Origin of the sequence: Paraglaciecola sp. T6c (assembly GCF_000014225.1) — a bacterium.
Lineage (GTDB): Bacteria > Pseudomonadota > Gammaproteobacteria > Enterobacterales > Alteromonadaceae > Paraglaciecola > Paraglaciecola atlantica_A.
In genome coordinates this window covers 3,976,365-4,003,355 of record NC_008228.1, presented here as the reverse complement: position 1 = coordinate 4,003,355, position 26,991 = coordinate 3,976,365, and the positions used below count along the sequence as shown (strand labels likewise).

The window sequence follows — 26,991 nt, the reverse complement described above, 5'->3', positions numbered from 1 at the left end:
TTTCGCGCGCTTATATCCCAATATCAATGAACAAAATGATCCGCCAGCACACTGCGTATTAATCTAAGCACAGGTCTTACTTGCGGATATCTTATTATGTACACCTTATATGGTTCAGAAGTCTCATTGTATACGGGCAAAATTCGCGCGTATCTTAAATTTAAGCAATTACCTTTTACCGAAGAGCTATCCACCGTCAAGGTGTATAAAAATATCATTCGCCCTCAGACCAAAGTGGCGTATATTCCTGTTGTAAAAACACCGCAAGGGCAGTACTTACAAGATACCGCACGTATTATCGATCATCTAGAGGGGCAGCATAGCGAGCGTTCTATTACACCTACAGCACCAAAACAGCACTTGGTCAGTGAGTTGTTCGCGTTGTGGGGAGATGATTGGTTAGTGATCCCAGCTATGCATTATCGTTGGAATAAAGACAACTTTCCTTTTATTTACCAAGAGTTCGGGCGGGTCGTTGCTCCTAAAGCCCCTGGCTTCATTAGAGCGTATTTCGGTAAAAAACTGGCTAAAAAGTTCAGTGGTTTTGTGCCGGTTCTGGGAATTACACCTCATTCTATTCCCAGTATCGAAGCGTGGTATGAAAAAACAGTGTTGCATCATTTGAATGAGCATTTCGCCACGCATAAATACCTGCTCGGCTCTCGCCCATGTGTGGGAGATTTTGGGTTGATGGGGCCATTATACGCCCACTTATATCGCGACCCAGCCCCAGGTAAATTAATGAGAAAAATTGCACCGAATGTGGCCGCATGGGTAGAGCGAATGAACAAACCAGAAGCAGAGCTTGGTGAGTTTCTGCCGGATGATGACATTCCTGAAACCTTGCTGCCCCTGATCCAGAACATGTTTGAACAGCAGTGGCCTGTACTTAAGAGCACGGTTTCAGCACTCAGTGAATGGCGAGAGGCTAACCCCCAGGAGCATTTTATTCCGCGTAGTATTGGTCAACATAGTTTTTCAATTAACCAAGTGTCGGAAAGCCGTGCGATATCAAGTTTTCATCAATACAAGTTACAAAGAGTGCTAAACACATACCAGCAGTTAAGCGCTTCGGAAAAAGAAAACGTTAACGTTTTTTTAGCGAGTGTAAAAGCCGATAACTATCTGCAGATGACAGTGAAAGACATGGTGACGATGGAGCATAATAAGTTGGTTTTTGCCTAAGACTGAGTGAGCTGTACAAGTCTAATGATAGGTTGCTGGGCTGTTTTTTAGCTAGAGTCATGAACTGGCACAGCCCTGAGTCACTTTGGCGTTATATAGGAATAGTTAATTCAAAGCGCACGCCGCCGTTGACACTGGTGTGGCAATCGATTGTCCCTTTTAAAAACTTGACGACTAAGTTATAGCAAATATGCATGCCAAGGCCGTTTTCACTATTTTTATCAACAAGGCTGAAATAGGGCTTGTATAAATTGCTAACGCTCGTTGGCTCCATGCCCTGACCGTCATCAATGTAGACAATATGCAAGCATGGCCGATCCTCGATATATGTGTTGCTCGCATGAATGGTAATCTTTCCAGCCTGATTATCTGTATAAGCATGTTCCACTGAGTTGATAATGAGGTGGGTCAGTACTTGCCCAATTGCGCCGGCATGACAAACAACAGACAAATCACTCGGTATATCCAAACATACTCTGTGGCGGGTGGTTTTTAATCTGGGCTTGAGTGATAGCAATACTTCAGTCAAATAATGACAAAAGTTGATTTCACGCTTACTGCGTTGGTGCTGGTCTTGCACCAATTGGGTAAAACTCCCCATAAGTTGGTCAGCTCGCAGTACATTGCGCTTGATGATACCGAGTGCGGTGCGAGAGTCTTGATGAAACTGCTTTAGCTCAGATTTTTTCAGTAAATTGTTTGCTAATTTCTGCTCACAACGCTCATTGCCCGTTTCCACATGCGATGCGGCCGTCAAAGCAGCGCCTAAAGGGGTGTTCATTTCATGAGCGAGGCTTGAAAGCATAGTGGTCAACGCAGTCGCGCTCTCCATTTCGACGAGTTGCTCTTGAACATGATCCCGTTGATACAGCGCTTTTTGTAGCACGAGCTTCGATTCATCTATCTCTTGTTGTTGCTGAGCGATTTGCATGGCTTGGGTTTTTTTAAGTGAGCGTAGCTGGCGTGTATTGGCTTCATTGTGCATAAGCTGGCAAAGCGCTGAGCAGAGTATATCTATGCGCGCTTGTTGCATTTTCGACACTGTTGTATTGGCAATATTAAATGCACTCACCACAGCTAAGAGTTCATTTGAATGGGTGACAACTGGAAGGGCAATGCAATTATCGATTGATAGCTTCTGTGTATCCTGATGCAAGGCTGCCCAATTCGGATCTGCACTTATATTAGCGATGAGTTCTGTCTGCACGTGGGACAATACGCTGTGGGGCAAGCTTTTAGCTTGGGTACCATTTAGGGCTAATATGGCATTTAATAACGTATCAGGTGTGGCCAAGTTCAACGCCACAGACACGCTGTTGTTCATCTCGGTGCGCCACAGAACTAGATATTGGCTGTTCAAGGTTTCTTGCAATAACGCCGCCAGGGTATGTACAGCATTTGATGTTTCACCAAGCAAGGCTGTTAGTACATCTGACTTAAAGCTATCAATGCTCAAGCGTGTGCGCTCTGCAAAATGTGCTGTCATGCACTGGGTCATACCTCGACGTTTGGGCTTTTTATCGCACACCTTCAATTTAATGTTGGCGGCTTAAGCCTCTTTATTATGGGTGAACAGTCACGTTAACTTTTGCTTAGCCTCAAGCTTCAGTCAATATTTGCCTAACTGAGATGCTCAAAATAGCAACAAAAGTTGGCCAAGTATATATAGTTATCAGGTTTATAGATCGCCGTAAATTGCTTGTAAGGCACTGATAGCAGTGATTGCGGCGGTTTCAGTACGCAGTACCCTTGGGCCTAATTGAACGGTTTGAAACCCGCCTTGTTCGGTCTGATAAAGCTCCTGATCGGAAAACCCACCTTCCGGACCTATTAGCAAACGTACGCCATCTTTGCCAACGCTGGTATGACGAAAGCTTTTCTCGGCTCTTGGGTGTAGGGCTAAGCGCAATGCTTGCGTAGATTGATTAACCCAGCTTTGAAAATCCATCGGCATATGCAAAACGGGCAAGACGTTACGGCCGCACTGTTCACACGCCGCAATAATAATTTTTTGCCACTGTGCATGTTTCTTCTGCCAACGTTGCTCATCGAGCTTCACACCGCAGCGCTCTGTGATGAGCGGTGTTATTTCAGTGACACCTAACTCAACAGATTTTTGCAGCACCCAATCCATTCTGTCGCCACGTGATACGCCTTGGCCTAAGTGAATGCTTAAAGGTGATTCAAGACTCATGCTGAGCTTAGCGTCGATTTGTACACGCACCTTACGCTTGGAAACATCGATAAATTCACCGCTGTACTCATTGCCATCACCGTTGAACAGAACGACAGGCTGGCCGACCTTGGAACGCAATACATTGGCGACATGATTACTGGCGTCAGGGGTTAATGACAATTCTTGGTCTGGATGAAGGGTATCAGGATGATAAATTCTGGAGATTCGCATAGTTCAAACAATTAGTCGGTTTGCAGCTATGGTATCAAGGTCTCTTGGAATTAGGAAAGTGTATTAGAAACGTGAACTAGAAGAGGGGAACACAAACGTGAAGTAAAGTTAGTTTGGGGTCATTAAATCGTGTCTAACATATAGAACAATACTCGATAGGGGGTTCAGGCCTATCGAGTATTAGATTTAGTTTACTTCTGCTACCTTACCAGTATCTATTGATGACGCCTGAGCTATGGCGTTAGCCCCCTTGCGTGCATATTTAGTATTCTTACCCGTGTCTTTAAATAACGAATAAGCAAATAGAACTGCTACGGTAGTCGCGAGTATTACGAGTAGCAACATTTTCAATTCCTTTAAAAATATTATGCCAAATCGATTAAGTCGACGAGGCCAGTATACCACCAACAGCAAAGTGTGTTCAAAGAATAAACTTTTCGCCTTCATGTCTTACAACTAAAGGGTAGTAGCCGAAAGTTGTAAGCAAAAACAATATATTTATTAAAAATTACAGGTATATTAAGCCAGCGTAAAAAAGCACTGGCTTTGTATTATTTAATCAATATGTAATATTAAATAGTACCTGCACAGATATGCTGGGCGTGATGGTAGAGGATTCGGAGTAACCATCGAAAAATAATGAAATAAATGGAGAAATACATGTTTGAATTCGACTCAGAACAAATGTCACAAATGATGGACACTTACGTTATTCCTTGGGGAATTAATATCGTAATGGCTATCTTGATCTACATCGTTGGTAAAATAGTTGTTGGCATCATCGTTAACTTGTTTGGCAAGGTAATGAAGCGCTCTAAATACGACGATATGTTAGTAAATTTCATCAAAGCGATATTGAACGCCATTCTGATGTTGTTCGTTATCATCGCATCATTGAACGAACTAGGTGTTGATACTACCTCGCTTGTCGCGATTTTAGGTGCTGCTGGTTTAGCCATTGGTTTATCTTTACAAGGTTCACTACAAAACTTTGCTGCAGGCGTAATGTTACTTGTATTTCGTCCATTTAAAGCGGGTGACTTTGTTGAAGCGGGTGGAGCTGCAGGTGTGGTTAAGAGCATCAGTATTTTCACTACCATCATGACCAGTGGTGATAACAAAGAAATTATCGTACCTAACGGCCAAATATACAGTGGCACCATCACTAACTACTCTGCAAAAGAAACGCGCCGTGTAGATATGGTTGTTGGTATCGGCTATGACGCTGACCTTAAGCGCGCTAAAGAAGTATTGAAAGAGCTAGCAGCTGCTGACCCACGCATTCTTCAAGATCCAGCGCCGACTATTGCTGTCGCTGAACTTGCTGATAGCAGCGTTAACTTTGTGGTACGTCCTTGGGTGAAATCTGCTGATTTCTGGGGTGTTAAATTCGATTTTACCGAAGCGGTTAAATTACGTTTCGACCAAGAAGGTATTTCAATTCCATTCCCACAAATGGATGTACACCTTCACAAAGACGCAGAATAATTTCTAAAGTCTTACAAAAATGCCGCTTTAAAGCGGCATTTTTTTTGTCTGTTATTTGTATGACTAAGTTGATTACGTCTTACATTGGGGACGGTCTTTAGCCTGCTGATATAACGCAAGGGCCGGTCCCATATTTTCACCTAACTTTTCGATTCTGCTTTGCGGGGCAGGGTGGGTAGACAGCATCTCTGCCTGACGATTATCACCACTCGCTTTATCCATGTTCTGCCATAGGTTAACCGATTGCTTTGGGTCAAAGCCTGATTGTGCCATTAACTGTAAGCCAATTAAGTCCGCTTCGGTTTCATGTGTGCGGCTAAAAGGCAGTTGTACGCCTACTTGCACGCCCATACCGATAGCGGCCATTATCATATTGTTATTGGCGATTTGATTGGCTTGCAATAATTGATTGGTTGCTTCCATGCCAATACCTATCAAGGTACTGCTCGACATCCGCTCATTACCATGGTCAGCGATAACGTGTCCCACTTCATGGCCAATTACCGCAGCTAACTGATCTTGATTTTCTGCGACATCAAGTAATCCTGTGTACACGCCAATCTTGCCCCCTGGAAGCGCGAATGCGTTGACTTGCGGGTCATCGAAAACCACCAATTCCCATTCACCAGAGAATACTGATTTCGGTACATGCTTGGTGATGGCATCCGCTACGCAAGACACAAATTTATTGGTGACTTGGGTATTAGAGACTTTCTGCTCTGATTTCATGCCATCAAATGTCTGCTGGCCCATGTTAGCTAGCTGATCAGAGGAATAAAGCTTAAGTTGGTTGCGCCCTAATGGTGATTTAGCACAGCTCGTCAATAGTAACGTGGATACACAGACGGCGGTGAACACTTTGCTAAGTGAAAATGTCATGGCGTACTTCCTGTAAAGTAATGTAAAGGGAATAGGGTGATACTACCTTGTTATATCGACAGGGTTAATAGATGTCCCCTGTTTAGGGTCGACGATAGCCAAAAAAAAACGTATCAAGCACTTGCTGATACGTTTTTTGTGTCACTGGATTAGTCCTCAAGATGCTAGTCAGCACCTGATCTTTTCAGTTATAGATTTGCAGCAGCGCGCAAAGCGTCCGCTTTATCTGTTTTCTCCCAGGGGAATTCTTCACGGCCAAAGTGACCGTAGGCGGCGGTGGCTTGATAAATTGGACGTTCCAAATCAAGCATTTTAATTAAGCCGTATGGGCGAAGTTCAAAGTGTTCGCGCACCAAGGTGGTTAACACTTCATCAGAGACTTGCCCTGTTCCAAAGGTTTCAACGTTAATGGATGTTGGCTCGGCAACACCGATGGCGTAAGAAATTTGAATTTCACAACGCTTTGCTAAACCAGCCGCCACTATGTTTTTGGCCACGTAGCGCCCCGCGTATGCAGCACTGCGGTCAACTTTTGACGGATCTTTACCAGAGAACGCACCGCCACCGTGACGTGCCATACCGCCGTAGGTATCAACGATAATTTTACGTCCTGTTAGCCCACAATCACCCATTGGGCCGCCAATCACAAAACGGCCTGTTGGGTTAATAAAGTATTTAGTTTGCGCTGTTAACCATTTAGCAGGTAAAACCGGCTTAATGATCTCTTCCATCACCGCTTCACGTAATTGCTCAGTGGTCACGGAATCACAGTGCTGGGTTGATAGCACAACGGCATCTATACCCACGGGGACGTTATCTTCGTACACGAAAGTAACTTGGCTTTTTGCATCAGGGCGTAGCCAATCCAATTGGCCGCTTTTACGAATTTCAGCTTGGCGCTTCACTAAACGATGAGCGTAAGTGACTGGAGCTGGCATCAGTACGTCAGTTTCATCACTGGCGTAACCAAACATAAGTCCTTGGTCGCCAGCGCCTTGATCTTCTGGGCGAGTGCGGTCAACACCTTGATTAATATCAGGTGATTGTTTACCAATGGCGTTCAATACCGCACATGAGTCGGCGTCAAAACCCATATCTGAATGGGTGTAGCCTATTTCACGAACGGTATTGCGTGTTAGCTCTTCAATATCCACCCAAGCATTGGTGGTGACTTCACCGCCCACCATGACCATGCCGGTTTTTACGTAGGTTTCACAGGCTACGCGAGCCTTCGGGTCTTGCTTTAGAATTGCATCGAGTACCGCGTCAGAGATTTGATCCGCGATTTTATCTGGGTGCCCTTCGGAAACCGACTCGGAGGTAAAAAGATGCTTAGCCATGTTGGATCCTTATCAAATGAAAATGGTTTAACGAATATAGTGACATTTTACTGATTAAGATCAAAAATACCAGTCTTTACTTCTAGACGTCCAAACGGCTGGGCGTAAACGAACCGTTCCAGTAAAAAAAGTCAACCGCAAATGGAGTTTCGTTAGGTTTTGTCGTTGCAGTTAGGCGAGGCGTAAGCCAGAATGTAGCGCTATATCGGTCGCTATTTTACATTTTCGATGAGTTTTTAACAGCGAGCGTCAACCAGTCATTAATAATCAGGAGACCACATGCCTTCACGTCAACAACTCGCTAACGCAATACGTGCGCTTAGTATGGATGCAGTACAACAGGCTAATTCAGGACACCCAGGCGCCCCAATGGGCATGGCGGATATAGCCGAAGTATTGTGGAACGATTTTTTAAAGCACAATCCGGCGAATCCAAACTGGGCTAACCGCGATCGCTTTATTATGTCTAACGGCCACGGTTCGATGTTAGTTTACTCATTGTTGCATTTGACCGGTTATGAGTTACCCATTGAAGAGTTGAAAAACTTCCGTCAATTGCATTCTAAAACACCAGGCCACCCAGAGTATGGCTACGCGCCAGGCGTTGAAACAACCACTGGCCCACTAGGTCAAGGCATCAGTAATGCAGTCGGTATGGCGATTGCTGAGAAAATGTTGGCAGCGCAATTCAACCAAGAAAAATTCGATATCGTTGATCATTTCACTTATTGCTTCCTAGGTGATGGCTGTTTGATGGAAGGTATTTCTCATGAAGCCTGCTCACTTGCTGGAACATTAGGTCTTGGCAAGTTAGTGGCATTTTGGGATGACAACGGTATTTCTATCGATGGTCACGTAGAGGGTTGGTTCACTGATAATACCCCTGCACGTTTTGAAGCTTATGGTTGGCATGTTATTGCCGATGTTGATGGCCACGACCCACAAGCGATTAAAGCGGCAGTTGAAACGGCGAAAGCCAATACCACTCAACCGACGTTGATATGCTGTAAAACCGTTATCGGTTTCGGTTCTCCAAATAAATCAGGTAGCCATGATTCACACGGCTCACCATTAGGTGCAGATGAAATCACTGCGACCCGCGAATTCTTAAAATGGCCATATGGGGCATTTGAAATTCCGGCAGACATCTACGCAGGTTGGGATGCAAAAGCGTCAGGTTCTGATTTAGAGCAAGCATGGAATGAAAAATTTGCTGCTTACGGGAAAGCCCATCCTGAATTAGCCGCTGAATTAACACGTCGTCTAAACGGTGATTTACCTGCTGATTTCGCTGAAAAAGCCCAAGCATTCGTTGAGCAATCTCAAGAGAAAGCTGAAAATGTAGCGAGTCGTAAGTCGTCACAAAACTCTATCGAAGCATTCGCTGGCATCATGCCTGAAATTTTAGGTGGCTCGGCAGATTTGGCTGGTTCAAATCTAACGCTTTGGTCAAAATCTAAAGGCGTCACAGCTGACGATGCCAGCGGTAACTATTTATACTACGGTGTGCGCGAATTCGGTATGAGCGGCATCATGAATGGTATTGGTTTGCACGGTGGTTTCCGTCCATTTGGTGCCACCTTCCTGATGTTTATGGAATATGCACGCAATGCAGTGCGTATGGCTTCTTTGATGGGGATTCCAAATATCTTTGTTTATACCCATGACTCGATTGGTCAGGGCGAAGATGGCCCAACTCACCAGCCTATCGAGCAATTAGCAAACTTGCGTTTAACGCCTAATTTAGCCACATGGCGCCCTTGTGACGGTGCTGAAACAGCCGTTGCATGGAAATCTGCGCTAGAGCGTAAAGATGGCCCTAGTGCATTGGTGTTTAGCCGTCAAGGTTTGCCTGGTCAAACGCGTAACGCTGAACAACTCGCTAACGTAGCTAAAGGGGGTTACATCCTCAAAGATAGCGATGGCGAGCCTCAAGTCATTTTGATTGGTACCGGTTCTGAAGTCGGTGTTGCCATGGATGCAGCTGAGCAATTAGCTGCCAAAGGCGTTGCTGTGCGCGTTGTGTCTATGCCAAGTACCTCGGTGTTTGACCAACAAGATGCGGCTTATCGCGAATCTGTATTACCGCGCGCAGTGACTGCACGTGTAGCCGTTGAAGCTGCTCACGTCGATTACTGGAGCAAGTATGTTGGTCTTGATGGTGCAGTCGTCGGAATGTCTACTTTTGGTGAGTCTGCACCGGGTGGCGTACTACTCAAGCACTTCGGTATCACAGCTGATGCCGTGGCTGAGAAAGCACAAGGTTTATTGAATTCTTAGGAAATGGCTTCCAGTTGAAACAATAAAACTATAATCTAAGGCGCTTTCGAGCGCCTTAGCTATTTTAGTGACGCACTTTTTACGTTTTAAATTGCGTTTTAAATCATGTTGCAAATAGTGTTTTAAATTTCAGTAAGAGCCAAATGATACGAGTAGCAATTAACGGTTTTGGTCGTGTTGGTCGCAACGTATTACGTGCGTTATACGAAACAGGGCAAAACAAGCAAATACAAATTGTGGCGATCAATGAACTCGCCGAGCCTGAGGGCGTAGCACATCTATTAAAATATGATACTGCGCATGGGCGTTTCCGTTTTCCTGTAGTGCTAGACAACCAACAGCTTGTGGTTGCTGGTGACCATATCACTTTATTGCAGCAAGAAAATATTCGCGACCTGCCTTGGGCGCAACTTGATATTGATGTGGTTCTTGAGTGTACCGGTGTCAATAATGAGCGGGTTCACGGCGAACAACATATCGCTCAAGGGGCGAAAAAAGTGTTGTTTTCTCAGCCCTGTGGCCCAGATGTTGATGCAACGATTATTATGGGGATCAACGAGGAGTCTCTTAAAGCTAGCGATAGCATAGTATCTGCGGGTTCATGTACGACCAACTGCATCGTCCCTGTCATTCAAGTACTCGATGAAGCATTTTCAGTTTCAAGTGGCACCATCACGACTATCCATTCATCCATGCACGATCAACAAGTGATAGATGCTTACCACCCAGATTTACGCCGAACTCGTGCCGCTAGCCAATCAATTATCCCAGTGGACACCAAATTAGCCCGGGGAATAGAGCGGGTTTTACCTAAGTTTGCAGGCAAATTCGAAGCCATCGCTGTGCGCGTGCCGACTATTAACGTTTCTGCAATGGATTTAAGCGTAACCCTTGATGCCAAAGTGACTATCGATGACGTGAACCAAGCGTTAAAAACGGTAAAAAATGGGCGTTTGAATGGTATTTTAGATTTTACTGAAGAGCCTTTGGTGTCAGTGGATTTCAACCACGACGCACATTCTTGCATCGTGGATGGCACACAAACGCGAGTGAGCCACAAACAACTGGTTAAATTACTGGTGTGGTGTGATAACGAATGGGGGTTTTCAAACCGAATGATTGATATTGTACTCGTCATGAACACCTTATCGCTGGGCAATACGGGCAAATGATGTTGGTCGCGGCAATTGAGAGGGCATTTTTGCACCTAGCACGCGTAACCCGGTACACAACGAGTTTACAGATTACATTTTTTAATTAGCAATTCACGTTTAACACGTCAAATGGGGAAAATATGTCAATAATTAACATGACTGATTTAGATTTAGCAGGAAAGCGCGTACTTATTCGTCAGGATCTGAACGTACCTGTCAAGGGCGGAAAAGTCACTTCCGATGCGCGTATTAAGGCGTCTTTAGGCACACTTAAACATGCACTTGAAGCCGGTGCCAAGGTCATGGTTATGTCTCATTTAGGTCGCCCCACAGAAGGTGAGTACGACAGTGCATTCTCATTGCAGCCCGTGGTTGATTATCTTAATGACGTTCTAGAGTGCTCAGTAAGCCTAGCGAGTGATTATTTAAACGGTGTTGATGTGAAAGCCGGCGAACTGGTCGTTCTTGAAAATGTACGTTTCAACGTAGGCGAAAAGAAAGACGACGAAGCGCTTTCTAAGCAATACGCCGCGTTATGTGATGTATACGTAATGGACGCTTTTGGCACTGCGCACCGTGCACAAGCCTCAACTCATGGCGCGGGCAAATTCGCACCTGTTGCCTGCGCTGGCCCGCTACTGGCGGGTGAACTAGAAGCACTAGGTAAAGCATTGCACAATCCGGCGCGTCCAATGCTGGCGATTGTTGGCGGCTCTAAAGTGTCAACCAAGTTAACGGTACTTGAATCTTTATCTAATAAAGTGGACCAGCTTATTGTGGGTGGCGGCATCGCCAATACCTTTATTGCCGCCACTGGCAACAACGTGGGTAAATCCTTGTATGAAGCTGATTTAATCCCTGAAGCGAATCGTTTATTAGCGGCGGCAAAAGATGCAGGTGGGAATATCCCTGTGCCTGTTGATGTTGTCACTGGCAAGGAGTTCTCAGAGCAAGCACAAGCAACACTCAAGGCCGTTAGTGACGTAGCAGACGATGATATGATTTTTGATATCGGGCCACAGACTGCCACTGAGCTGGCAGAGTTGATCAAAAACGCCGGAACAATCGTCTGGAATGGCCCTGTAGGGGTATTCGAATTTGACCAATTTGGAGAGGGCACAAAAGCCATTGCTATGGCAATTGCACAAAGTAATGCATTTTCTATTGCTGGCGGTGGTGATACGTTAGCAGCAGTAGACAAATATGGTATCGAAGATAAGATATCGTATATCTCTACCGGTGGTGGCGCATTTTTAGAATTTTTAGAAGGTAAAGCGCTACCGGCTGTGACTATGTTAGAAGCGCGCGGCGCGTAATTTACTTGATAATTTGATCAGCGCGTAAACAAAGAGCGCGAACAAGAAATTTAAGAGCAAGAAATTCAATAATAAGAAAAGCAAAAGCTTTCATTAACCTTTGTAACCTACTAGCCGGTTTACCCCCGGCTCACAACACAATTAAGGAGTGTTGCTCATGGCATCACAAGCACAATTGGATATGCTAAAAAAAATAAAAAGCGACAATGGATTTATCGCGGCCCTTGACCAAAGTGGAGGCAGTACGCCTAAAGCTTTGCGTTTATATGGTGTTGAAGAAACTGAATATAGCAATGATGATGAGATGTTCACTCAAGTTCACTTGATGCGAACTCGCATAGTCACGAGCCCTGCCTTTAATGGTAAGCGTGTACTGGGCGCTATATTATTTGAAAATACATTAGATCGTGAAATTGACGGTAAATCATCTGCGCATTTTTTATGGCAGGAAAAGAACGTTGTTCCGTTTTTGAAAGTAGATAAAGGCTTACTGGATGAAGAGAACGGCGTTCAGTTAATGAAGCCTATCGCTGATTTAGACAACTTGTTGGCTAAAGCAAATGCACAAGATGTGTTTGGCACCAAAATGCGCTCAGTGGTCAAGCTGGCTAACAAAGCAGGTATTGATGCCATTGTTGCTCAACAGTTTGAAGTGGGTAAGCAAATTTTAGCTGCCGGGTTAATGCCGATAATCGAACCAGAAGTTGATATTAACAGCCCAGAAAAAGCACAAGCAGAAGCATTGTTGAAAGCGGCTATCTTAGCCGAACTTGATGGCTTGAATGCCGATCAAACTGTGATGCTCAAGCTGACTCTACCTGAAGAAACTAATTTTTACAGTGAGTTAGTTGAGCACCCTAAAGTGTTGAAAGTGGTAGCCCTCTCAGGTGGTTACAATCGTCAAGAAGCCAACCGTCGTTTGTCAGAGAATAAAGGCATTATTGCTAGCTTCTCGCGCGCACTAACAGAAGGCGTGAGTGCTAAGCAATCAGACGAAGAGTTTAACGCGACGCTAGATGACGCTATTGAAGGTATTTATCAAGCATCAGTTAGCTGATAACGTGCTGAATGTGTTCATGAAAACCAAGCTTAGTGCTTGGTTTTTTTGTATTTGAATTGTTTCTATATAGCAAAATAGTGTCTATACCTTTGCCTAGTAGATTTACCCTCTACACTTGCTATTATATGGGTAGCCTATCTTCGTTTTGTTAATTAAAGATAAAATTATGTTTATCAACCGCTTACAGAAAATGGTGCGCGTTATATGCAAGTAACGTTGCCTCTGCCATTATATAAAAAATTGTCAGTTACATTCAGGGTAGAGCCTGGTTGTTTAGGGCCTGATGGGGTTGAGCATATTGAGGGTTTTTGTCAGTTTGCTAAGCAGCAAGTGGCTAAATTGCATAGTGACTTTGTGCGCTGGCGTATCATACCTCGATACGACAAAAGTTTGCCTGAAACCGAATATAAAACCAATAATAAGCGTCTTGATCACAAAAAAGCGACCCAATATTTACGGGTTTTTGAGCAAGAGTTAGAGACGTTTGAAGAGCACTTTCAAGACAAACTAGCCGAGTTGATTGATCAATATTTGGGGCGTTAAGCGTCCAGTAACCACTGTTTTTCCACCGCTATATCCACTTGGCTTAATACATACTCCCATAGCTTAGGCGCAATATCTTGCAAATAGGTATTTCGTTTAAGCACTTGGCTTTTCTTAACGTGATTTACCTTCCAACTGCCACCTTGATTACTCATGTTCTGCAACACAGGCAAGACTCTGTCCATGCCTTTGGCGAATCTTGCATCTGCGGTGTGGGCTTGCTCAAATTCGAGCCACATATCTAACATGCTTTGCCCTATATGCTTGGGTAACAGGCCGAAGATACGTTTGGCAGCTTCCAGTTCTTTTTGTTCTTGCGCTTGATGATCTTGCTCGTCTGCAAAGGCAAATAAATCCCCAGCGTCTATTTCAACAATATCGTGAATAAGCAGCATTTTAGTCACGCGTAATATATCTACGGGCTCGTCCGCGTATTCCACCATAACGTTTGCTAACAGTGCAATGTGCCAACTGTGCTCGGCGCTATTTTCTTGACGATTATCGTCGGCTTCAACAACCGTCTTGCGATACACCGCTTTAAGTTTGTCTATTTCGAGCATAAAAGAGATTTGAGCAGAAAGGTCGTGCATGTTTTGGGAGATCCTGAATATGGAAAGCGGCAACAGCGAAATGCGTGTTGCCTTGTTGGTACTTAAAGTTCGCTGGTGTCGTTTCGATCTGCGATTTTTTTCAAGTTTTCGTGAATTTTAAACAGCACGATCAGTAGTTCGCACCAGATTCGGGCACCCACTGCGCCCGCGATGAGTATCCCAGCACCAGCGAAAAAACCACCGCCGTAAGAATTAAACATGGTGCCTACGCCTGATACTACAGCTGCAAGCAGCATCAACCAGTAAACAACGGTGATGATTTTTGGGGTGAGCATGGAGTCGAAGAAAAAAAGATCTTTCATTGTATAGCTTCCTTGTTATGTATATTAGAAACGCAGTTCAACTGCGAAGTTCCACATTGCTCTCACAATGTGAAGGCAATACTATAAGATATTTTTATTAACTAATACAATAGGTTATGCCTGATGGGTCAGCATCTTACCTAAACCACTGATATTCAAGCAGGTGTTATTCGTAGCGCAGTTGTAGGTCTACAGCGTGTAGATAGCGCTCTTCGGTTGCCAGATCCGCACTAAAAATAGGCTTATTCTCAAGCCAACCTTCGGGGAATGTTAGCCGTATGCTGTTTGCTTTCACTTTTACGTTAATGGGGGGAAGTATGTCGTCTTGACGCTTAATGTTTAGCAGCACTGCTAAGCGTAAAATGGCGATTAATTTGTGCACTTGCTCTGCTGGATGTTGAGTGAAATCTGCAATTTCGCTTGGGCGAATTTTTTTACGGTAGTAACGCACTAATGTGGCTATTAATATTTGTTGCTCTTGATTAAAGCCAGGTAGGTCTATGTGCTGCAAAATATAGGCAGAATGGCGCTGGGTACCGTGAGTGTTGATTTGCAGGCCCACTTCGTGAAGCAGTGCCGACCAACCTAACATGCTTTTGAGCTCTTTGGTGGCAATATTCCAGCTGTCTTTACATTGTTGGTAAATGTCCATAGTGACACTGTGAACCCGTCTAGCTTGTTCAATATCTACATCGTAACGCGTCGCAAGACTCTCAGCAGAACGCTGGCGTACGTCAGGGTGGGTCAACTGGGTTTCCATTTCATATAAGACCCCTTCGCGCAATGCCGCTGAAGAGAACACCATATGGTCTATATTCAAGCTCTTGAAGATGGCAATCAAGATTGCCAAACCCGCCGCGAAAACAGGCTTACGATCTTCACTCATTTGGCTGATGTTAAGTTTATCTAGCGTGCCGGCATCACAGCTGATTTTCACTAAACGGGTAAGTTGTGACAAGGTAACTTTACCTTCGGTGGATTTCACACTGTCATTTTGCGCGATCTGAATAATGTTGCGGATGGTGCCAGAGGTGCCAATACAGCTTTTCCAGCCCGCGCGTAAGTAAGCTTTGTCGATCATTTCTAGTTCTTGCTGAGCGGCGGTAATAGCACGCTCGAAAGACTTGTTTTTCAGCTCATTGTTTTTGAAGAACTTCTTAGTGTAACTGACACAGCCCATTTGTAAGCTGCGCAACATTTTAGGCTCAAACCCTTGGCCAATAATAAATTCAGTTGAGCCGCCACCGATATCGACCACTAACCGTTGACCGTTGTCGTGGTTAGTATGAGCGACGCCCAAATAAATTAAGCGAGCCTCTTCGGCGCCTCCTATGACTTCAATAGGGTAGGGAAGAATATTACGTGCTGCGCGGATAAATGTTTTGGCGTTGCTGGCTTTGCGTAAGGTATAGGTGGCGACGATGCGCACATTCTCTGGTGGAAAGTCTCGCAGGCTTTCTGCTACGACATTGAGGGCATCTAAGCCGCGTTGTTGGGCCTCGTCATCAAGGTGATAATCACTGCTTAAGCCTTGAGCTAAACGCACTTTTTGTTTAACTCTGTGCAGGATCTGAACTGATCCTGCGACTACGCGGGCGACCACTAAATGAAAGCTGTTAGAGCCAATGTCTAATGCGGCAATTTTGCTGGTGTCTCTTACTTCTACACCATCAAATGGCGCATTGTCATTGGGCATCGTTCTTTTTTTCCTGCTGTTTAATGTACTCATAGGTCTCTATTTGAGAGCGCAGCTTTTTGCGATTACCACGACGTACGTATTTGTTCGATTGGTGTTGGTCAATAATACGGGCTTTAAGGGTATCTTGAAATTGAATTTCGAGAATATCCAAAATTTGCTTGATGAGCTTGGGTTCGTATATGGGGCAACCCACTTCGATACGAAAATCCATGTTGCGGGTCATCCAATCCGCGGATGAGATAAACACGCGTTTCTCGCCGGCATTCTCAAATACCATCACCCGAGGATGCTCCAAGAATCGATCGACGATGCTGATCACCGATATATTTTCGCTCAACCCTTTTACGCCAGGAACCAGTGAGCACATCCCGCGAATGATTAAACGTACTTCTACCCCTGCCTGACTGGCTTTATACAGGTCGTCGATAAGCAGTTGGTCATCCAAGTTATTCAGTTTAAGGGTAATGCCTGCACTTAAGCCTTCTTTGACGTTTTGTATTTCTTGCCTGATCAACAGTTGTATTTTGGTACGTGCGTTAATTGGCGAGATCTGTAAATGTTGAAACTTTTGGCGTCGATAGGGTTGCTGAATAAAGTTAAAAACGTTTTCTGCCTCCAGGGCAAGCTCTTGATTACGGGTAAACAAACTAAAATCGGTATAGATTTTTGCGGTTTTCTCGTTGAAGTTACCTGTACCGAAATGTGCATAATGAATTAATTCCCCTTTCTCTTCACGGCTAACCAAACACAGTTTGCTGTGAATTTTCAGCGCATGCATACCAAATACGACTTTAATACCCGCATCGGTCATGGTTTTTGACCAGCCAATGTTGGCTTCTTCGTCAAAACGCGCTCTTAACTCAACCACCACAGTGACTTTTTTTCCGTTGTCGACTGCATCAATAAGCGAGTCTATGATGCGCGAGTTCTTTGCTACTCGATAGATATTGAGCTTTATCTGTTTCACCTTGGGATCAAATGCAGCTTGGCGTACAAACTCAGTCACATGCAAGAAGCGATGGTAAGGATAGTAAAGCAGAATATCTTTTTCGCTGATCGCATCAAACACCGTGTTGTGGCGGGCGAAATCGCTCGAGGTTATGGCCGGTAGTTTTGGATTTTCTAAGTAGTCACGGCCGACATTTGGAAAGCCAATAAAATCTTTAAAGTTTCGGTAAGTACCGCCAGCAATGAGGCTATCGTAAGACGATATCTTTAAGCGTTTCTTCAGGTTACGTACCATGTCACTGGGCATCTGCTCGTCATACACCACGCGCACCGGCTCGGCAATCAAACGTTGTTTCATGCTTTCTGACATTTTTTCAACGTAACTTTCTTCAATTTCATCATTTATAGAGTATTCAGAATCTCGAGTCATTTTGAAGGAGTAGGCTTCACCTGATTCAAAATCAACAAAACCTTTAAAAATGCTTTCAAGATTGAGCCGTATAATGTCATCGAGCAATATGATGTATTTCTTTTTACGGCTATTCTCAGGAGGGATCACCACAAAACGTGACAGCGCCTTGCTGGGCACTTCAATTGTGGCGTACTGAGTATTCTTGCCGCTATTATTAATCGCTACATATAAATAGGTGGCTGAGTCATTTAAGCGAGATACAAGGTTTACTTTGCCATGTAATAAAATGGGGGCAATGTGACGTAATATCTTATTTTTGAAGTAGTTCTTTAGCCAAGTAGTTTGGTAGTCGGACAACTTTTCATTTTCAAGTAAGAAAATATTATAGCGAGCGAGTCGGGCCACAACGTCTTCGCGCACACGTTCAAAGTCTTCTGTCATGCCTAAGACTTTCTCTTGGATCTGCTCCATGAGTATTTTAGTTTGCTCAGCCTTTTCATTATCACCTTCGTCCAAGTGAATATAGATTTTACGTTTAACATCAGCGACACGAACGCGATAGAACTCGTCCATATTACTTGAGTAAATACCTAGAAATCGAATTCGTTCAACGATAGGATTTTTGCGATCTGCTGCTTCTTGAAGAACGCGTTGATTAAACGCCAGCCAACTGATTTCACGAGAAAAGTAGATATTGGGTTGAGAAGTCATTACGTCTTAATTGTCAAAATAAACAAAATTTGAGCGATATAGTGTCAATTGTGTATGACGAATTTATGACAGCTATATCGCAGCCTTGTACGCCTTGCTCATCGTAGACTTAGGCTTTACAAAACAGCCAAGCCCGATGTAAATCTATTTTGTTGGTGTTGAGCTGATATCAACCACCAAGTCGTCGGCGATGGACTCTAATGCATCACTCAACTCATCCAAATCGAAACCCTCTTCTATGGCAACTAATGCGTTAGCTTTAAACAGTAAACCACCCCAATTAGGAGCGCTGTCGCAGGTGGAGTCAAATTTAACAATGTTGAGGTTGAAGCGATTCAAAATCGTTGTAAGCTCTTGCACGATCCCAGGCTTGTCATTGCCCATTATGTCTATTTGAACCGTTTGAGTGTGGGCGGCAAGGTTGTTATCCCCTTCGACCAAATTGATAGAGAGATCCGGATGGGTAGAGAATTGCTCTATTAATGCTGCTTTTTTCTCCTCAGGCAATTGAATTTCAACAAAGCCAGCGAAGTGACCTGCCATGTACGACAAGTTACTGCCAAGCCAATTTCCGCCCAATTTGAACACTGATTGAGCAAGTGAGTCGACCAAGCCACGCTTATCCTTACCAACAAGTGTAAAAATCAATGATTTCATATTAATGAACCTCGCGTTAAAGTGATGCTCTAGGTATTGAGATTTAGCATAGCGTAGAATCATGGTGAATGTGTGTAATTTTTCCTTAATAATCAATTGATAGTATAATATAGACCTTCCAAATTTAGCTCTGATTGCCGAGCAAATGTGACAGTTTATTGAAATGCCAATTGAGCGCTATTATTACCATGTGTTGTAAAACTGATACGAAAAGCACGTCACTGTCATGTTACTGTCATTTTTCTTCAGGTATCATGCGCGACGATTAAATTCGAATTGTAGTATTTAAACCATAGAGATACTTAACGTATGCCAACAAACACATTTCTTGGGGTTTTCGCAAAATCTCCCCTGAAGCCGCTTGAAGATCACATTAAAGTGGTGAACAAATGTAGCCAAGGGCTGCTTCCATTTTTTAATTCTGTTTTCGCCGGCGATTGGGAAAAAGCAGCACTATTTCAGAAAGAAATTTCTAATTTAGAAAAGCAAGCTGACACGCTTAAGCGAGATCTTCGCATCAGTTTGCCCCGCGGTATTTTTATGCCTATTCAGCGTCAAGACGTTCTTGAGTTGTTAACCCAGCAGGACAAAATTGCCAATAAAGCGAAAGATATTTCTGGTCGTGTGTTAGGTCGACACATGGATATTCCAGTGATCATGCGTGAAAGCTTCATGGCTTACTTGGAGCGTTGCCTAGATGCAACGAAACAAGCAAAACGTGTGATAAACGAGCTAGAGGATTTACTTGAAACTGGGTTTCGTGGACGTGAAGTCCGCCTAGTGGAAGATATGATCGTCGATCTAGATAAAATTGAAGATGATACCGACGTCATGCAAGTTGCTGTACGTAGGGAGTTATTGGAATTAGAGTCACAGCTTAACCCGATTGATGTCATGTTTTTATACAGCATCATCGAATGGGTTGGGGAGTTGGCTGATATTTCAGAGCGAGTTGGTTCAAGACTCGAACTCATGTTAGCCAATTAAGAGAAAGCATTAATGGATATTTTACAAACATACGGCTTCACACTCATTGTTGTAGCTGCTTTGGTCGGTTTCCTCATGGCATGGGGTATTGGTGCAAATGATGTAGCAAATGCCATGGGCACATCTGTTGGCTCTAAAGCTTTGACTATCAAGCAAGCGATTTTGATTGCTATGGTATTTGAGTTTGCAGGGGCTTATTTGGCGGGCGGTGAGGTAACGTCCACCATTCGTAAAGGTATTTTAGATTCGTCTTACTTTATTGAAAGTCCCGAGTTATTAGTATACGGAATGATATCCGCGTTACTTGCGGCTGGTATTTGGTTGGGCTTTGCTTCTTATCTAGGCTGGCCGGTGTCGACTACACATTCAATTGTGGGCGCGCTAGTGGGCTTCGCCGCTGTAGGAGTAAGTGCTGATGCTGTTGCTTGGAATAAAGTCGGTGGCATAGTGGGGAGTTGGGTGATAACCCCTGCCATATCGGGTTTCATTGCTTTCCTTATTTTCCAAAGTGCGCAAAAACTCATTTTTGATACTGATAAGCCATTTAACAACGCTAAACGTTATGTGCCTTTTTACATGGCTGCAGCGGGCTTTGTAATGTCGTTGGTGACGATCAAAAAAGGCTTGAAGCATATTGGTTTTGAAATTGGAGCCGCCGAGGGATATTACGTCTCTATCGCCATCGCTATCTTGGTAGGGATTGTTGGTAAGTACGCGATAAATCGCATTAAATACGATGAGAAAGCAGACAAGCGTACCCATTTCGCTAACGTTGAAAAAGTGTTTGCTATTCTGATGGTCGTGACGGCATGCTGCATGGCATTCGCCCATGGTTCAAACGATGTAGCTAATGCGATTGGGCCGCTGGCTGCCGTCGTTAGTATCATTCACAATGATGGTGAAATAACCAGTAAAGCCGGGTTGGTCTGGTGGATTTTACCGTTAGGTGGCTTAGGTATTGTTGCAGGTTTAGCGCTTTTTGGTCACCGAGTTATCGCTACCATAGGAAATGGTATTACTCACCTTACTCCTAGTCGTGGTTTTGCGGCAGAACTTGCTGCAGCATGTACCGTGGTAATAGCGTCTGGTACTGGCTTGCCTATTTCAACCACGCAAACCTTAGTGGGGGCCGTATTAGGTGTCGGCATGGCGCGTGGTATCGCCGCGATTAACTTAGGTGTAGTACGCAACATAGTGGTGTCTTGGGTGGTAACCTTGCCCGCAGGCGCTGGCTTGTCAATACTGTTCTTCTTTGTCCTTAAAGGTATTTTCGCTCCATAGGGACACATGTTGGCGGGCAACCGCCAAATAAAAACAGAACCCGTGTACTCTCAGCCTTAGGGCTAGGTACAGGTTCTGTTTTTTTATATGTGAAATTCACCTAATGGCGTTGGTATCGAAGAAAATTTAGCCCTTTGGCGCGACTGTAATATAACCGTTATAAAACTGTCATATTATGGGCAGCTAATTTGAGTCTCTTATGAAAATAGTTGAATGAAACCAAGTACTTTATCGATAATTTGTGCATGTGTGTGGACGCTAATCAGCGCTCCAGCAAACGCTATGCGCGACTATATCGATGTTGTCGGCTCTTCAACTGTGTATGCCTTCTCCACGGTCGTGGCTGAACGTTTCGGCAAAACCTCACCGTTTCATACACCCAAAATTGAATCGACTGGCTCTGGTGGAGGGTTGAAATTATTCTGCCAAGGTGTGGGAATGAAGTTTCCTGATATTGCCAATTCATCCCGGCGGATCAAACCATCAGAAATTGACCTATGCCAGCGAAACGGTGTTCACGAGGTGATTGAAATCTTGATCGGCTTTGATGGGATCGTGCTTGCGCAAAGTAAATTGGCTGAAAGTATCCCGCTAACACGCCGCGAACTCTACCTAGCATTGGCTAAAAGCGTGCCAAATCCAGATGGTAGTGCAACCACCATCGATAATCCGTTCATAACGTGGCAAGACATCAACCCTAGATTGCCGAACATCGAAATCGAAGTGTTTGGTCCTCCCTCGACTTCAGGTACAAGAGACGCTTTTTCTGAATTGGTACTCGATTATGGTTGTCATACCTTTGCTTGGTTAGCTCAGATGAGTGAGCCACAAAGCCAGGCACAGGCAACGTCAAAAGAAGCCAGAATCCGAAAAAGCCAGCAAAGACGCTTATGCCGGATGTTACGGGAAGACGGCGCTTACATTGATGCGGGGGAGAATGATAATCTGGTTGTGCAAAAATTAAATGCCAATCCAAATGCGCTGGGTTTATTGGGCTTCAGCTTTCTTGATCAGAATAGAGACCGCATTAAAAGCGCTAAAATCGATGGATTTCTTCCGAGCTTTAGCTCTATTGCCAATGGTGATTACCCTATTTCAAGGCCACTCTACTTTTATGTTAAAAAAGCACATATTGGCATGATCCCAGGAATAGAGGCGTTTATACGCGAATTTATCAGTGATAATGCGTCCGGCGAAAGTGGCTATTTGCCGCGCAAGGGGATGATCCCACTGACCAAATCAGAACGCCAAGCCATCGAATATCGAATCAACGCCTTGCACCCAACTATGCATCAATAGATAAGATATACGCGCTATGAAAACCCCGACACTCATCATTCTGACCCTTCTATGTGCTGCAGGCGCTTATATTTTAGTGCGTAATCGTGCGTCTGATATCGCCTATCGAGCTGGCAAAAAGCCTGCGCTCCACTCGTTACCTTATTACTACGGCATGCTTAGCGCGCTTTGGTGTGCCTTGCCTTGCTTGTTGATCGTGTTTGCTTGGACTGTCCTCGATGATTACGCAGTTCACGCCGCTATTGTGAACTTGTTACCAGAATCGGTGCAAGCCTTGCCCGCAAGCGAAATTGATTTGATGGTCAATACCGTGATTAATCTAGCCTTGTATCCCAATGCGTTACTGAGCAGCAGCACGCCAGATTACCTCATTCAAGCAGGGCAAGATTACTTGCGATGGCAGCAACTTAGCCAGCTTAGTCTATCGGTCGTGGTGTTGATTACTTTGTTTTTGGCTTTTTCGTTATGTTGGGCGCGAATAAAACCCAAAGTGAAGGCGCGTCAACAAGTAGAGCGCATATTCAAATGGACACTCCTACTGTGCGCTAGCATCGCTATTTTGACGACTATCGGTATTGTGGTGTCGGTATTATTTGAATCCTTGCGGTTTTTCCAATCTGTGGGCTTTTTTGAATTTATATTCGGCACACATTGGAGCCCTCAGACGGCATTGCGTGTTGATCAAGTAGGCGCCTCCGGTGCTTTTGGGGCGGTTCCCTTGTTTGTAGGAACACTGCTTATTTCCTTTATTGCCATGCTGATTGCCGTACCAGTGGGGTTGATGTCAGCGATTTATCTATCAGAATACGCTACCCCAAGATTGCGCGCCATCGTCAAACCTATGCTTGAAATTTTGGCGGGTATACCCTCGGTTGTGTATGGTTTTTTCGCGGCACTGACCGTGGCACCGTTTATTCGTCAATCCGGAGGCTTTCTCGGCTTGGAGGTATCCTCTGAAAGTGCGCTGGCTGCAGGCTTAGTGATGGGCGTGATGATCATCCCATTTGTCTCATCTTTATCCGATGATGTTTTAAAAGCGGTGCCTCAGTCACTACGTGATGGGTCATTAGGATTAGGGGCAACACAGTCTGAGACCATCAAGCGGGTGGTGATTCCCGCCGCGTTACCGGGTATCGTCAGTGGGGTGTTATTGGCGGCATCACGGGCGATTGGTGAAACCATGATAGTCGTAATGGCGGCTGGTTTGGCCGCGCATCTTACGGCAAATCCACTTGAGTCAGTGACTACTATTACCGTGCAAATCGTCACGCTATTAGTAGGCGATCAAGAATTTGATAGTCCTAAAACCTTGTCTGCATTTGCTTTGGGCTTAATGCTGTTTACCGTGACGTTAGCCCTCAACTATGTGGCCTTGTACGTGGTGCGCCAATATCGTGAAGAGTACGAATAATCATGGGTAAAGCCAGTCACAAATTGCCCTTTACTAAGGTACCTAGCACCATCGACTTAGTTAACCGGAATCTTGCTAAACGTAAGCGCGCTGAATGGCGTTTTCGTGTGTACGGCATCGGGGCCATCCTATTTGGCTTTGCCTGTTTGCTCATTCTGTTTAGCGATATTATCAGCAAAGGACATGGTGCTTTTTTTAAGACCCAGATTCATTTACAGGTTCATTTTAACCCCCAGCGTTTGCAGGTATCACAGCCCAGTGCTATCGAGCAATTCAATAATGCTAACTACGATAATATTGTTCAGGACGCGCTATTTGCAGACAATGCACGTATATCGCCCACATCATTGAGTGCTGTGGATAAGCGCCAATTGCTGAGTTTGATCAGTACCGGGGCGGTGTACAGCCTGAGGGAAATCTTGACTGATTCACCTAGCGTATTTAACCAATCCGTGGGGATATGGCTAACGGTTGATGATGATGTGGATAATTACGTCAAAAGTCTTGCCCATGGCGGAAAGGGGTACACTGGCCGTTTGAGTCAGCAGCAGCAAAGCTGGGTAAACCGCTGGATTGAAAACGGGCAAGTAAGGCAAACGTTCAATACTACTTTTTTTACGTCAGGTGACTCCCGAGAGCCAGAGCAAGCGGGTATTCGCAGCGCACTAATGGGCTCTTTATATATGTTGCTGGTCACCATTGGCTTGTCGTTTCCCATAGGCATTGCCGCTGCGGTGTACTTAGAGGAATACGCGCCTAAAAATAGAGCCACTGATTTCATTGAAGTGAATATAAACAACTTAGCCGCAGTGCCCTCAATTATTTTTGGGCTGTTGGGGTTAGCCATTTTCATCGGGTTTTTCGATATGCCGCGCTCAGTTCCATTGGTGGGCGGATTGGTATTGACCTTGATGACCTTGCCAACCATTATTATTTCAAGTCGCGCGGCGATTAAAGCGGTACCCTCTTCTATAAGAGATGCGGCCTATGGACTTGGCGCATCGAAAATGCAGGTTGTGCTGCATCATGTTTTACCGCTTGCGATGCCCGGCGTGTTAACCGGCGCTATTATTGGTTTCGCCCAAGCATTAGGTGAAACGGCCCCATTACTCATGATAGGCATGGTGGCATTTATTGTGGATGTGCCCGCGGATTTAATGGATCCGTCTAGTGCTTTACCCGTACAGATTTTTCTTTGGTCAGATAGCCCAGAGCGTGCCTTTGTTGAGCGTACCTCAGCGGCAATCATGGTGTTACTCGCTTTTTTAATTTCGATGAATGGCTTAGCGGTTTGGTTGCGCCATCGTCTTGGTCGCAGTCATCAATAGTAGGAATAGGTAGTGAATTCAAAGTCAGGATACAATCGTTTGTTTGACCCTATGGCTGAGACAGGCCAGGCCTTAGATTTTTCTCAGCATGGCCTGGGGCAAAAAACCGTCGGTAACCCTTTTTCAGCGAAGGCTAAAATGTCGGTGCGTAATTTGAATGTGTATTACGATGACAAGCAGGCCATCCACGACGTGAGTTTAGATATTAATCGCAATGAAGTGATGGCGATGATTGGCCCATCAGGTTGCGGTAAATCCACTTTTTTGCGCTGCCTTAATCGCATGAATGACACCATAGAAAACTGCAGTGTTAATGGTGAAGTCACGCTTGATGAACAGGATATTTATCATAAAAAGCAAGATGTTGTACCGCTGCGTGCGAGAGTCGGTATTGTGTTTCAAAAGCCCAATCCGTTTCCTAAATCGATATACGAAAATGTGGCTTACGGGCCAAAAGTGCATGGATTGGTTTCACGACGTGCCCAGTTAGATGAGATTGTCGAAGACAGTTTGCGTAAAGCTAGCCTGTGGGATGAGGTAAAAGACCGCTTGTTTTCTCCTGGCACCGGCCTATCCGGCGGGCAACAACAACGTTTGTGTATTGCCCGTACAATAGCGGTAAGCCCAGAAGTTATTTTAATGGACGAGCCCTGTTCAGCGCTTGACCCCATTGCAACGGCTAGAATAGAAGAGCTGATGGCGGAATTAAGCCAAAACTTTACCATCGCCATAGTCACGCACTCTATGCAACAAGCCGCTAGGGTGTCGAGTCGAACGGCTTATTTCCACATGGGGCGGCTTATCGAAGTAAACGACACACGCCGCGTATTTACCAATCCAGAGCATGAGCTTACCGAAGCCTACATTACCGGCCGATTCGGTTAACCTAAGGAGCATAATATGGAACGCCATATTTCTCAGCGCTTTGACTCTGATTTAGAAGCACTGAAAAGCCAAGTCCTAGAAATGGGCGGCATAGTTGAGCAACAGATTATCGATTCAGTTAAAGCCATAGAATCTGTTAATAGGCCGCTAGCCGAACACGTTCTGGAAGTGGAAGACGATGTCGATCGCCGTGAGGTACTACTCGATGAGAATTGCACCATGATCTTAGCGTGTCGCCAACCCGCAGCGTCAGATCTACGCATGGTGCTATCGGTCACCAAAATGACCCGTGATTTAGAAAGAATGGGAGACGAAGCGCAAAAAATCGCTCAAATGGCCATTGCGTTAAGTGATGATGGTGCAGCGCCAGGTGGTTACGAAGAAATTCGTCACATGGGCGCATTAGTACAAAAAATGGTGAATTCAGTGCTGGATGCGTTTGCTCGTTTTGATGCGGACAAAGCCTTAGATGTCGCTCGGGCCGATACCCAAGTAGACAGAGAATATAAATCCGCTATGCGTGAAATTGTCACCTATATGATGGAAGACCCACGCTCGATTGGTCGCGTTATGAATATTTTATGGGCGCTTCGCTCAATTGAGCGAATTGGCGATCATGCGCGTAATATCGCTGAACACATTATATATCTGGTCAAAGGGTATGACGTGCGTCACACCAGTGTGCATGAAATAGAAAAGAGACTAAACAAGTCTTAATTCCTCTTATCGTGGCTGAAACGCGCGCCTGAAACGCGTTTTTCAGTGGTTCTACCTTATTTCTGTCTTTCGTTCGCTGGAGTCGCTTTCT

At 44.8% G+C, this 26,991-nt stretch carries 24 protein-coding genes; 14 read left to right on the top strand and 10 right to left on the bottom strand.

Features of this window, described 5'->3' with window-relative positions:
- Positions 1 to 96: 96 nt before the first annotated feature.
- The gene (locus PATL_RS17100; protein ID WP_011576072.1) at positions 97 to 1,185 is read left to right on the top strand and encodes a glutathione S-transferase family protein; all 1,089 of its coding nucleotides are present in this window, start codon (positions 97 to 99) and stop codon (positions 1,183 to 1,185) included.
- A 91-nt stretch (positions 1,186 to 1,276) separates the two neighbouring features.
- Here the strand turns inward: PATL_RS17100 and PATL_RS17095 are convergent, their stop codons facing one another.
- The 3 genes from PATL_RS17095 to PATL_RS22830 all read right to left on the bottom strand — a co-directional run bounded on the left by PATL_RS17095 (position 1,277) and on the right by PATL_RS22830 (position 3,937).
- Entirely contained in the window at positions 1,277 to 2,671 is a 1,395-nt protein-coding gene (locus PATL_RS17095) for a GAF domain-containing sensor histidine kinase (protein WP_011576071.1), read from the bottom strand.
- A gap of 192 nt (positions 2,672 to 2,863) precedes the next feature.
- Entirely contained in the window at positions 2,864 to 3,592 is a 729-nt protein-coding gene (locus tag PATL_RS17090; RefSeq protein ID WP_011576070.1) for a 16S rRNA (uracil(1498)-N(3))-methyltransferase, read from the bottom strand.
- Between the two features lie 186 nt (positions 3,593 to 3,778).
- Positions 3,779 to 3,937 (bottom strand): hypothetical protein, encoded by a 159-nt coding sequence (locus PATL_RS22830; protein WP_198136249.1) that lies wholly within the window; start codon positions 3,935 to 3,937, stop codon positions 3,779 to 3,781.
- A 315-nt stretch (positions 3,938 to 4,252) separates the two neighbouring features.
- Between PATL_RS22830 and PATL_RS17085 the strand changes: the two genes are divergently transcribed.
- Positions 4,253 to 5,080 (top strand): mechanosensitive ion channel family protein, encoded by an 828-nt coding sequence (locus PATL_RS17085; protein WP_011576069.1) that lies wholly within the window; start codon positions 4,253 to 4,255, stop codon positions 5,078 to 5,080.
- Between the two features lie 72 nt (positions 5,081 to 5,152).
- Here PATL_RS17085 and PATL_RS17080 read toward each other — a convergent pair whose 3' ends face one another.
- Together PATL_RS17080 and metK are read right to left on the bottom strand one after the other, a co-directional pair.
- Complete coding sequence (locus tag PATL_RS17080) at positions 5,153 to 5,959, bottom strand: M48 family metallopeptidase (RefSeq protein WP_011576068.1); 807 nt, start codon at positions 5,957 to 5,959, stop codon at positions 5,153 to 5,155.
- A gap of 188 nt (positions 5,960 to 6,147) precedes the next feature.
- The gene (gene metK / locus PATL_RS17075) at positions 6,148 to 7,299 is read right to left on the bottom strand and encodes a methionine adenosyltransferase (protein ID WP_011576067.1); all 1,152 of its coding nucleotides are present in this window, start codon (positions 7,297 to 7,299) and stop codon (positions 6,148 to 6,150) included.
- Between the two features lie 279 nt (positions 7,300 to 7,578).
- On the opposite strand from metK, the gene tkt reads away from it, so the two are divergent.
- From tkt to PATL_RS17050, 5 genes are all read left to right on the top strand, one after another.
- Positions 7,579 to 9,579, top strand: coding sequence for a transketolase (tkt, locus tag PATL_RS17070; RefSeq protein ID WP_011576066.1), 2,001 nt, complete (start codon positions 7,579 to 7,581; stop codon positions 9,577 to 9,579).
- A gap of 143 nt (positions 9,580 to 9,722) precedes the next feature.
- On the top strand, positions 9,723 to 10,751 hold the full coding sequence (gene epd / locus PATL_RS17065; protein WP_011576065.1) for an erythrose-4-phosphate dehydrogenase: 1,029 nt from the start codon (positions 9,723 to 9,725) through the stop codon (positions 10,749 to 10,751).
- Positions 10,752 to 10,873: 122 nt separating this feature from the next.
- Complete coding sequence (locus tag PATL_RS17060) at positions 10,874 to 12,049, top strand: phosphoglycerate kinase (protein WP_011576064.1); 1,176 nt, start codon at positions 10,874 to 10,876, stop codon at positions 12,047 to 12,049.
- A gap of 157 nt (positions 12,050 to 12,206) precedes the next feature.
- Positions 12,207 to 13,106 carry a fructose bisphosphate aldolase gene (locus tag PATL_RS17055; protein WP_011576063.1) on the top strand — a complete coding sequence of 300 codons (900 nt, stop codon included), beginning with the start codon at positions 12,207 to 12,209 and terminating at the stop codon, positions 13,104 to 13,106.
- A gap of 207 nt (positions 13,107 to 13,313) precedes the next feature.
- Positions 13,314 to 13,652: a hypothetical protein gene (locus PATL_RS17050; protein WP_011576062.1), complete on the top strand. Its 339-nt coding sequence runs from the start codon at positions 13,314 to 13,316 to the stop codon at positions 13,650 to 13,652.
- Here PATL_RS17050 and PATL_RS17045 read toward each other — a convergent pair.
- From PATL_RS17045 to PATL_RS17025, 5 genes are all read right to left on the bottom strand, one after another.
- On the bottom strand, positions 13,649 to 14,242 hold the full coding sequence (locus PATL_RS17045; protein WP_011576061.1) for an HD domain-containing protein: 594 nt from the start codon (positions 14,240 to 14,242) through the stop codon (positions 13,649 to 13,651). The genes PATL_RS17050 and PATL_RS17045 overlap by 4 nt on opposite strands.
- A 62-nt stretch (positions 14,243 to 14,304) precedes the next feature.
- Positions 14,305 to 14,565 (bottom strand): DUF4282 domain-containing protein, encoded by a 261-nt coding sequence (locus tag PATL_RS17040; protein WP_011576060.1) that lies wholly within the window; start codon positions 14,563 to 14,565, stop codon positions 14,305 to 14,307.
- Positions 14,566 to 14,731: 166 nt separating this feature from the next.
- Positions 14,732 to 16,261, bottom strand: a complete 1,530-nt coding sequence (gene ppx / locus PATL_RS17035; RefSeq protein WP_011576059.1) for an exopolyphosphatase — start codon at positions 16,259 to 16,261, stop codon at positions 14,732 to 14,734.
- Positions 16,251 to 18,335 (bottom strand): polyphosphate kinase 1, encoded by a 2,085-nt coding sequence (gene ppk1, locus PATL_RS17030; RefSeq protein ID WP_011576058.1) that lies wholly within the window; start codon positions 18,333 to 18,335, stop codon positions 16,251 to 16,253. Before ppk1 ends, ppx begins: the two co-directional genes overlap by 11 nt.
- Positions 18,336 to 18,479: 144 nt before the next feature.
- Entirely contained in the window at positions 18,480 to 18,992 is a 513-nt protein-coding gene (locus PATL_RS17025; RefSeq protein WP_011576057.1) for a glycine cleavage system protein R, read from the bottom strand.
- Between the two features lie 309 nt (positions 18,993 to 19,301).
- Between PATL_RS17025 and PATL_RS17020 the strand changes: the two genes are divergently transcribed.
- The 7 genes from PATL_RS17020 (at position 19,302) to phoU (ending at position 26,900) form a co-directional block, all read left to right on the top strand.
- Complete coding sequence (locus PATL_RS17020; protein ID WP_011576056.1) at positions 19,302 to 19,979, top strand: TIGR00153 family protein; 678 nt, start codon at positions 19,302 to 19,304, stop codon at positions 19,977 to 19,979.
- A gap of 12 nt (positions 19,980 to 19,991) precedes the next feature.
- On the top strand, positions 19,992 to 21,260 hold the full coding sequence (locus PATL_RS17015) for an inorganic phosphate transporter (protein WP_011576055.1): 1,269 nt from the start codon (positions 19,992 to 19,994) through the stop codon (positions 21,258 to 21,260).
- Between the two features lie 213 nt (positions 21,261 to 21,473).
- Entirely contained in the window at positions 21,474 to 22,559 is a 1,086-nt protein-coding gene (locus tag PATL_RS17010; RefSeq protein WP_011576054.1) for a PstS family phosphate ABC transporter substrate-binding protein, read from the top strand.
- A 16-nt stretch (positions 22,560 to 22,575) separates the two neighbouring features.
- On the top strand, positions 22,576 to 23,970 hold the full coding sequence (pstC, locus tag PATL_RS17005; RefSeq protein ID WP_011576053.1) for a phosphate ABC transporter permease subunit PstC: 1,395 nt from the start codon (positions 22,576 to 22,578) through the stop codon (positions 23,968 to 23,970).
- 2 nt (positions 23,971 to 23,972) lie between these two features.
- Entirely contained in the window at positions 23,973 to 25,298 is a 1,326-nt protein-coding gene (pstA, locus tag PATL_RS17000) for a phosphate ABC transporter permease PstA (RefSeq protein ID WP_011576052.1), read from the top strand.
- 12 nt (positions 25,299 to 25,310) lie between these two features.
- The gene (gene pstB, locus PATL_RS16995; protein WP_011576051.1) at positions 25,311 to 26,183 is read left to right on the top strand and encodes a phosphate ABC transporter ATP-binding protein PstB; all 873 of its coding nucleotides are present in this window, start codon (positions 25,311 to 25,313) and stop codon (positions 26,181 to 26,183) included.
- A 15-nt stretch (positions 26,184 to 26,198) separates the two neighbouring features.
- Positions 26,199 to 26,900 (top strand): phosphate signaling complex protein PhoU, encoded by a 702-nt coding sequence (gene phoU, locus PATL_RS16990; RefSeq protein WP_011576050.1) that lies wholly within the window; start codon positions 26,199 to 26,201, stop codon positions 26,898 to 26,900.
- Positions 26,901 to 26,991 lie beyond the last annotated feature (91 nt).

What these genes read in the sequence shown, in the direction of transcription:
- PATL_RS17100 (WP_011576072.1), top strand. Translation starts at nt 97, where the DNA reads ATGTACACCTTATATGGTTCAGAAGTCTCATTGTATACGGGCAAAATT.
- PATL_RS17095 (WP_011576071.1), bottom strand. Translation starts at nt 2,671, where the DNA reads ATGACAGCACATTTTGCAGAGCGCACACGCTTGAGCATTGATAGCTTT.
- PATL_RS17090 (WP_011576070.1), bottom strand. Translation starts at nt 3,592, where the DNA reads ATGCGAATCTCCAGAATTTATCATCCTGATACCCTTCATCCAGACCAA.
- PATL_RS22830 (WP_198136249.1), bottom strand. Translation starts at nt 3,937, where the DNA reads ATGTTGCTACTCGTAATACTCGCGACTACCGTAGCAGTTCTATTTGCT.
- PATL_RS17085 (WP_011576069.1), top strand. Translation starts at nt 4,253, where the DNA reads ATGTTTGAATTCGACTCAGAACAAATGTCACAAATGATGGACACTTAC.
- PATL_RS17080 (WP_011576068.1), bottom strand. Translation starts at nt 5,959, where the DNA reads ATGACATTTTCACTTAGCAAAGTGTTCACCGCCGTCTGTGTATCCACG.
- metK (WP_011576067.1), bottom strand. Translation starts at nt 7,299, where the DNA reads ATGGCTAAGCATCTTTTTACCTCCGAGTCGGTTTCCGAAGGGCACCCA.
- tkt (WP_011576066.1), top strand. Translation starts at nt 7,579, where the DNA reads ATGCCTTCACGTCAACAACTCGCTAACGCAATACGTGCGCTTAGTATG.
- epd (WP_011576065.1), top strand. Translation starts at nt 9,723, where the DNA reads ATGATACGAGTAGCAATTAACGGTTTTGGTCGTGTTGGTCGCAACGTA.
- PATL_RS17060 (WP_011576064.1), top strand. Translation starts at nt 10,874, where the DNA reads ATGTCAATAATTAACATGACTGATTTAGATTTAGCAGGAAAGCGCGTA.
- PATL_RS17055 (WP_011576063.1), top strand. Translation starts at nt 12,207, where the DNA reads ATGGCATCACAAGCACAATTGGATATGCTAAAAAAAATAAAAAGCGAC.
- PATL_RS17050 (WP_011576062.1), top strand. Translation starts at nt 13,314, where the DNA reads ATGCAAGTAACGTTGCCTCTGCCATTATATAAAAAATTGTCAGTTACA.
- PATL_RS17045 (WP_011576061.1), bottom strand. Translation starts at nt 14,242, where the DNA reads ATGCACGACCTTTCTGCTCAAATCTCTTTTATGCTCGAAATAGACAAA.
- PATL_RS17040 (WP_011576060.1), bottom strand. Translation starts at nt 14,565, where the DNA reads ATGAAAGATCTTTTTTTCTTCGACTCCATGCTCACCCCAAAAATCATC.
- ppx (WP_011576059.1), bottom strand. Translation starts at nt 16,261, where the DNA reads ATGCCCAATGACAATGCGCCATTTGATGGTGTAGAAGTAAGAGACACC.
- ppk1 (WP_011576058.1), bottom strand. Translation starts at nt 18,335, where the DNA reads ATGACTTCTCAACCCAATATCTACTTTTCTCGTGAAATCAGTTGGCTG.
- PATL_RS17025 (WP_011576057.1), bottom strand. Translation starts at nt 18,992, where the DNA reads ATGAAATCATTGATTTTTACACTTGTTGGTAAGGATAAGCGTGGCTTG.
- PATL_RS17020 (WP_011576056.1), top strand. Translation starts at nt 19,302, where the DNA reads ATGCCAACAAACACATTTCTTGGGGTTTTCGCAAAATCTCCCCTGAAG.
- PATL_RS17015 (WP_011576055.1), top strand. Translation starts at nt 19,992, where the DNA reads ATGGATATTTTACAAACATACGGCTTCACACTCATTGTTGTAGCTGCT.
- PATL_RS17010 (WP_011576054.1), top strand. Translation starts at nt 21,474, where the DNA reads ATGAAACCAAGTACTTTATCGATAATTTGTGCATGTGTGTGGACGCTA.
- pstC (WP_011576053.1), top strand. Translation starts at nt 22,576, where the DNA reads ATGAAAACCCCGACACTCATCATTCTGACCCTTCTATGTGCTGCAGGC.
- pstA (WP_011576052.1), top strand. Translation starts at nt 23,973, where the DNA reads ATGGGTAAAGCCAGTCACAAATTGCCCTTTACTAAGGTACCTAGCACC.
- phoU (WP_011576050.1), top strand. Translation starts at nt 26,199, where the DNA reads ATGGAACGCCATATTTCTCAGCGCTTTGACTCTGATTTAGAAGCACTG.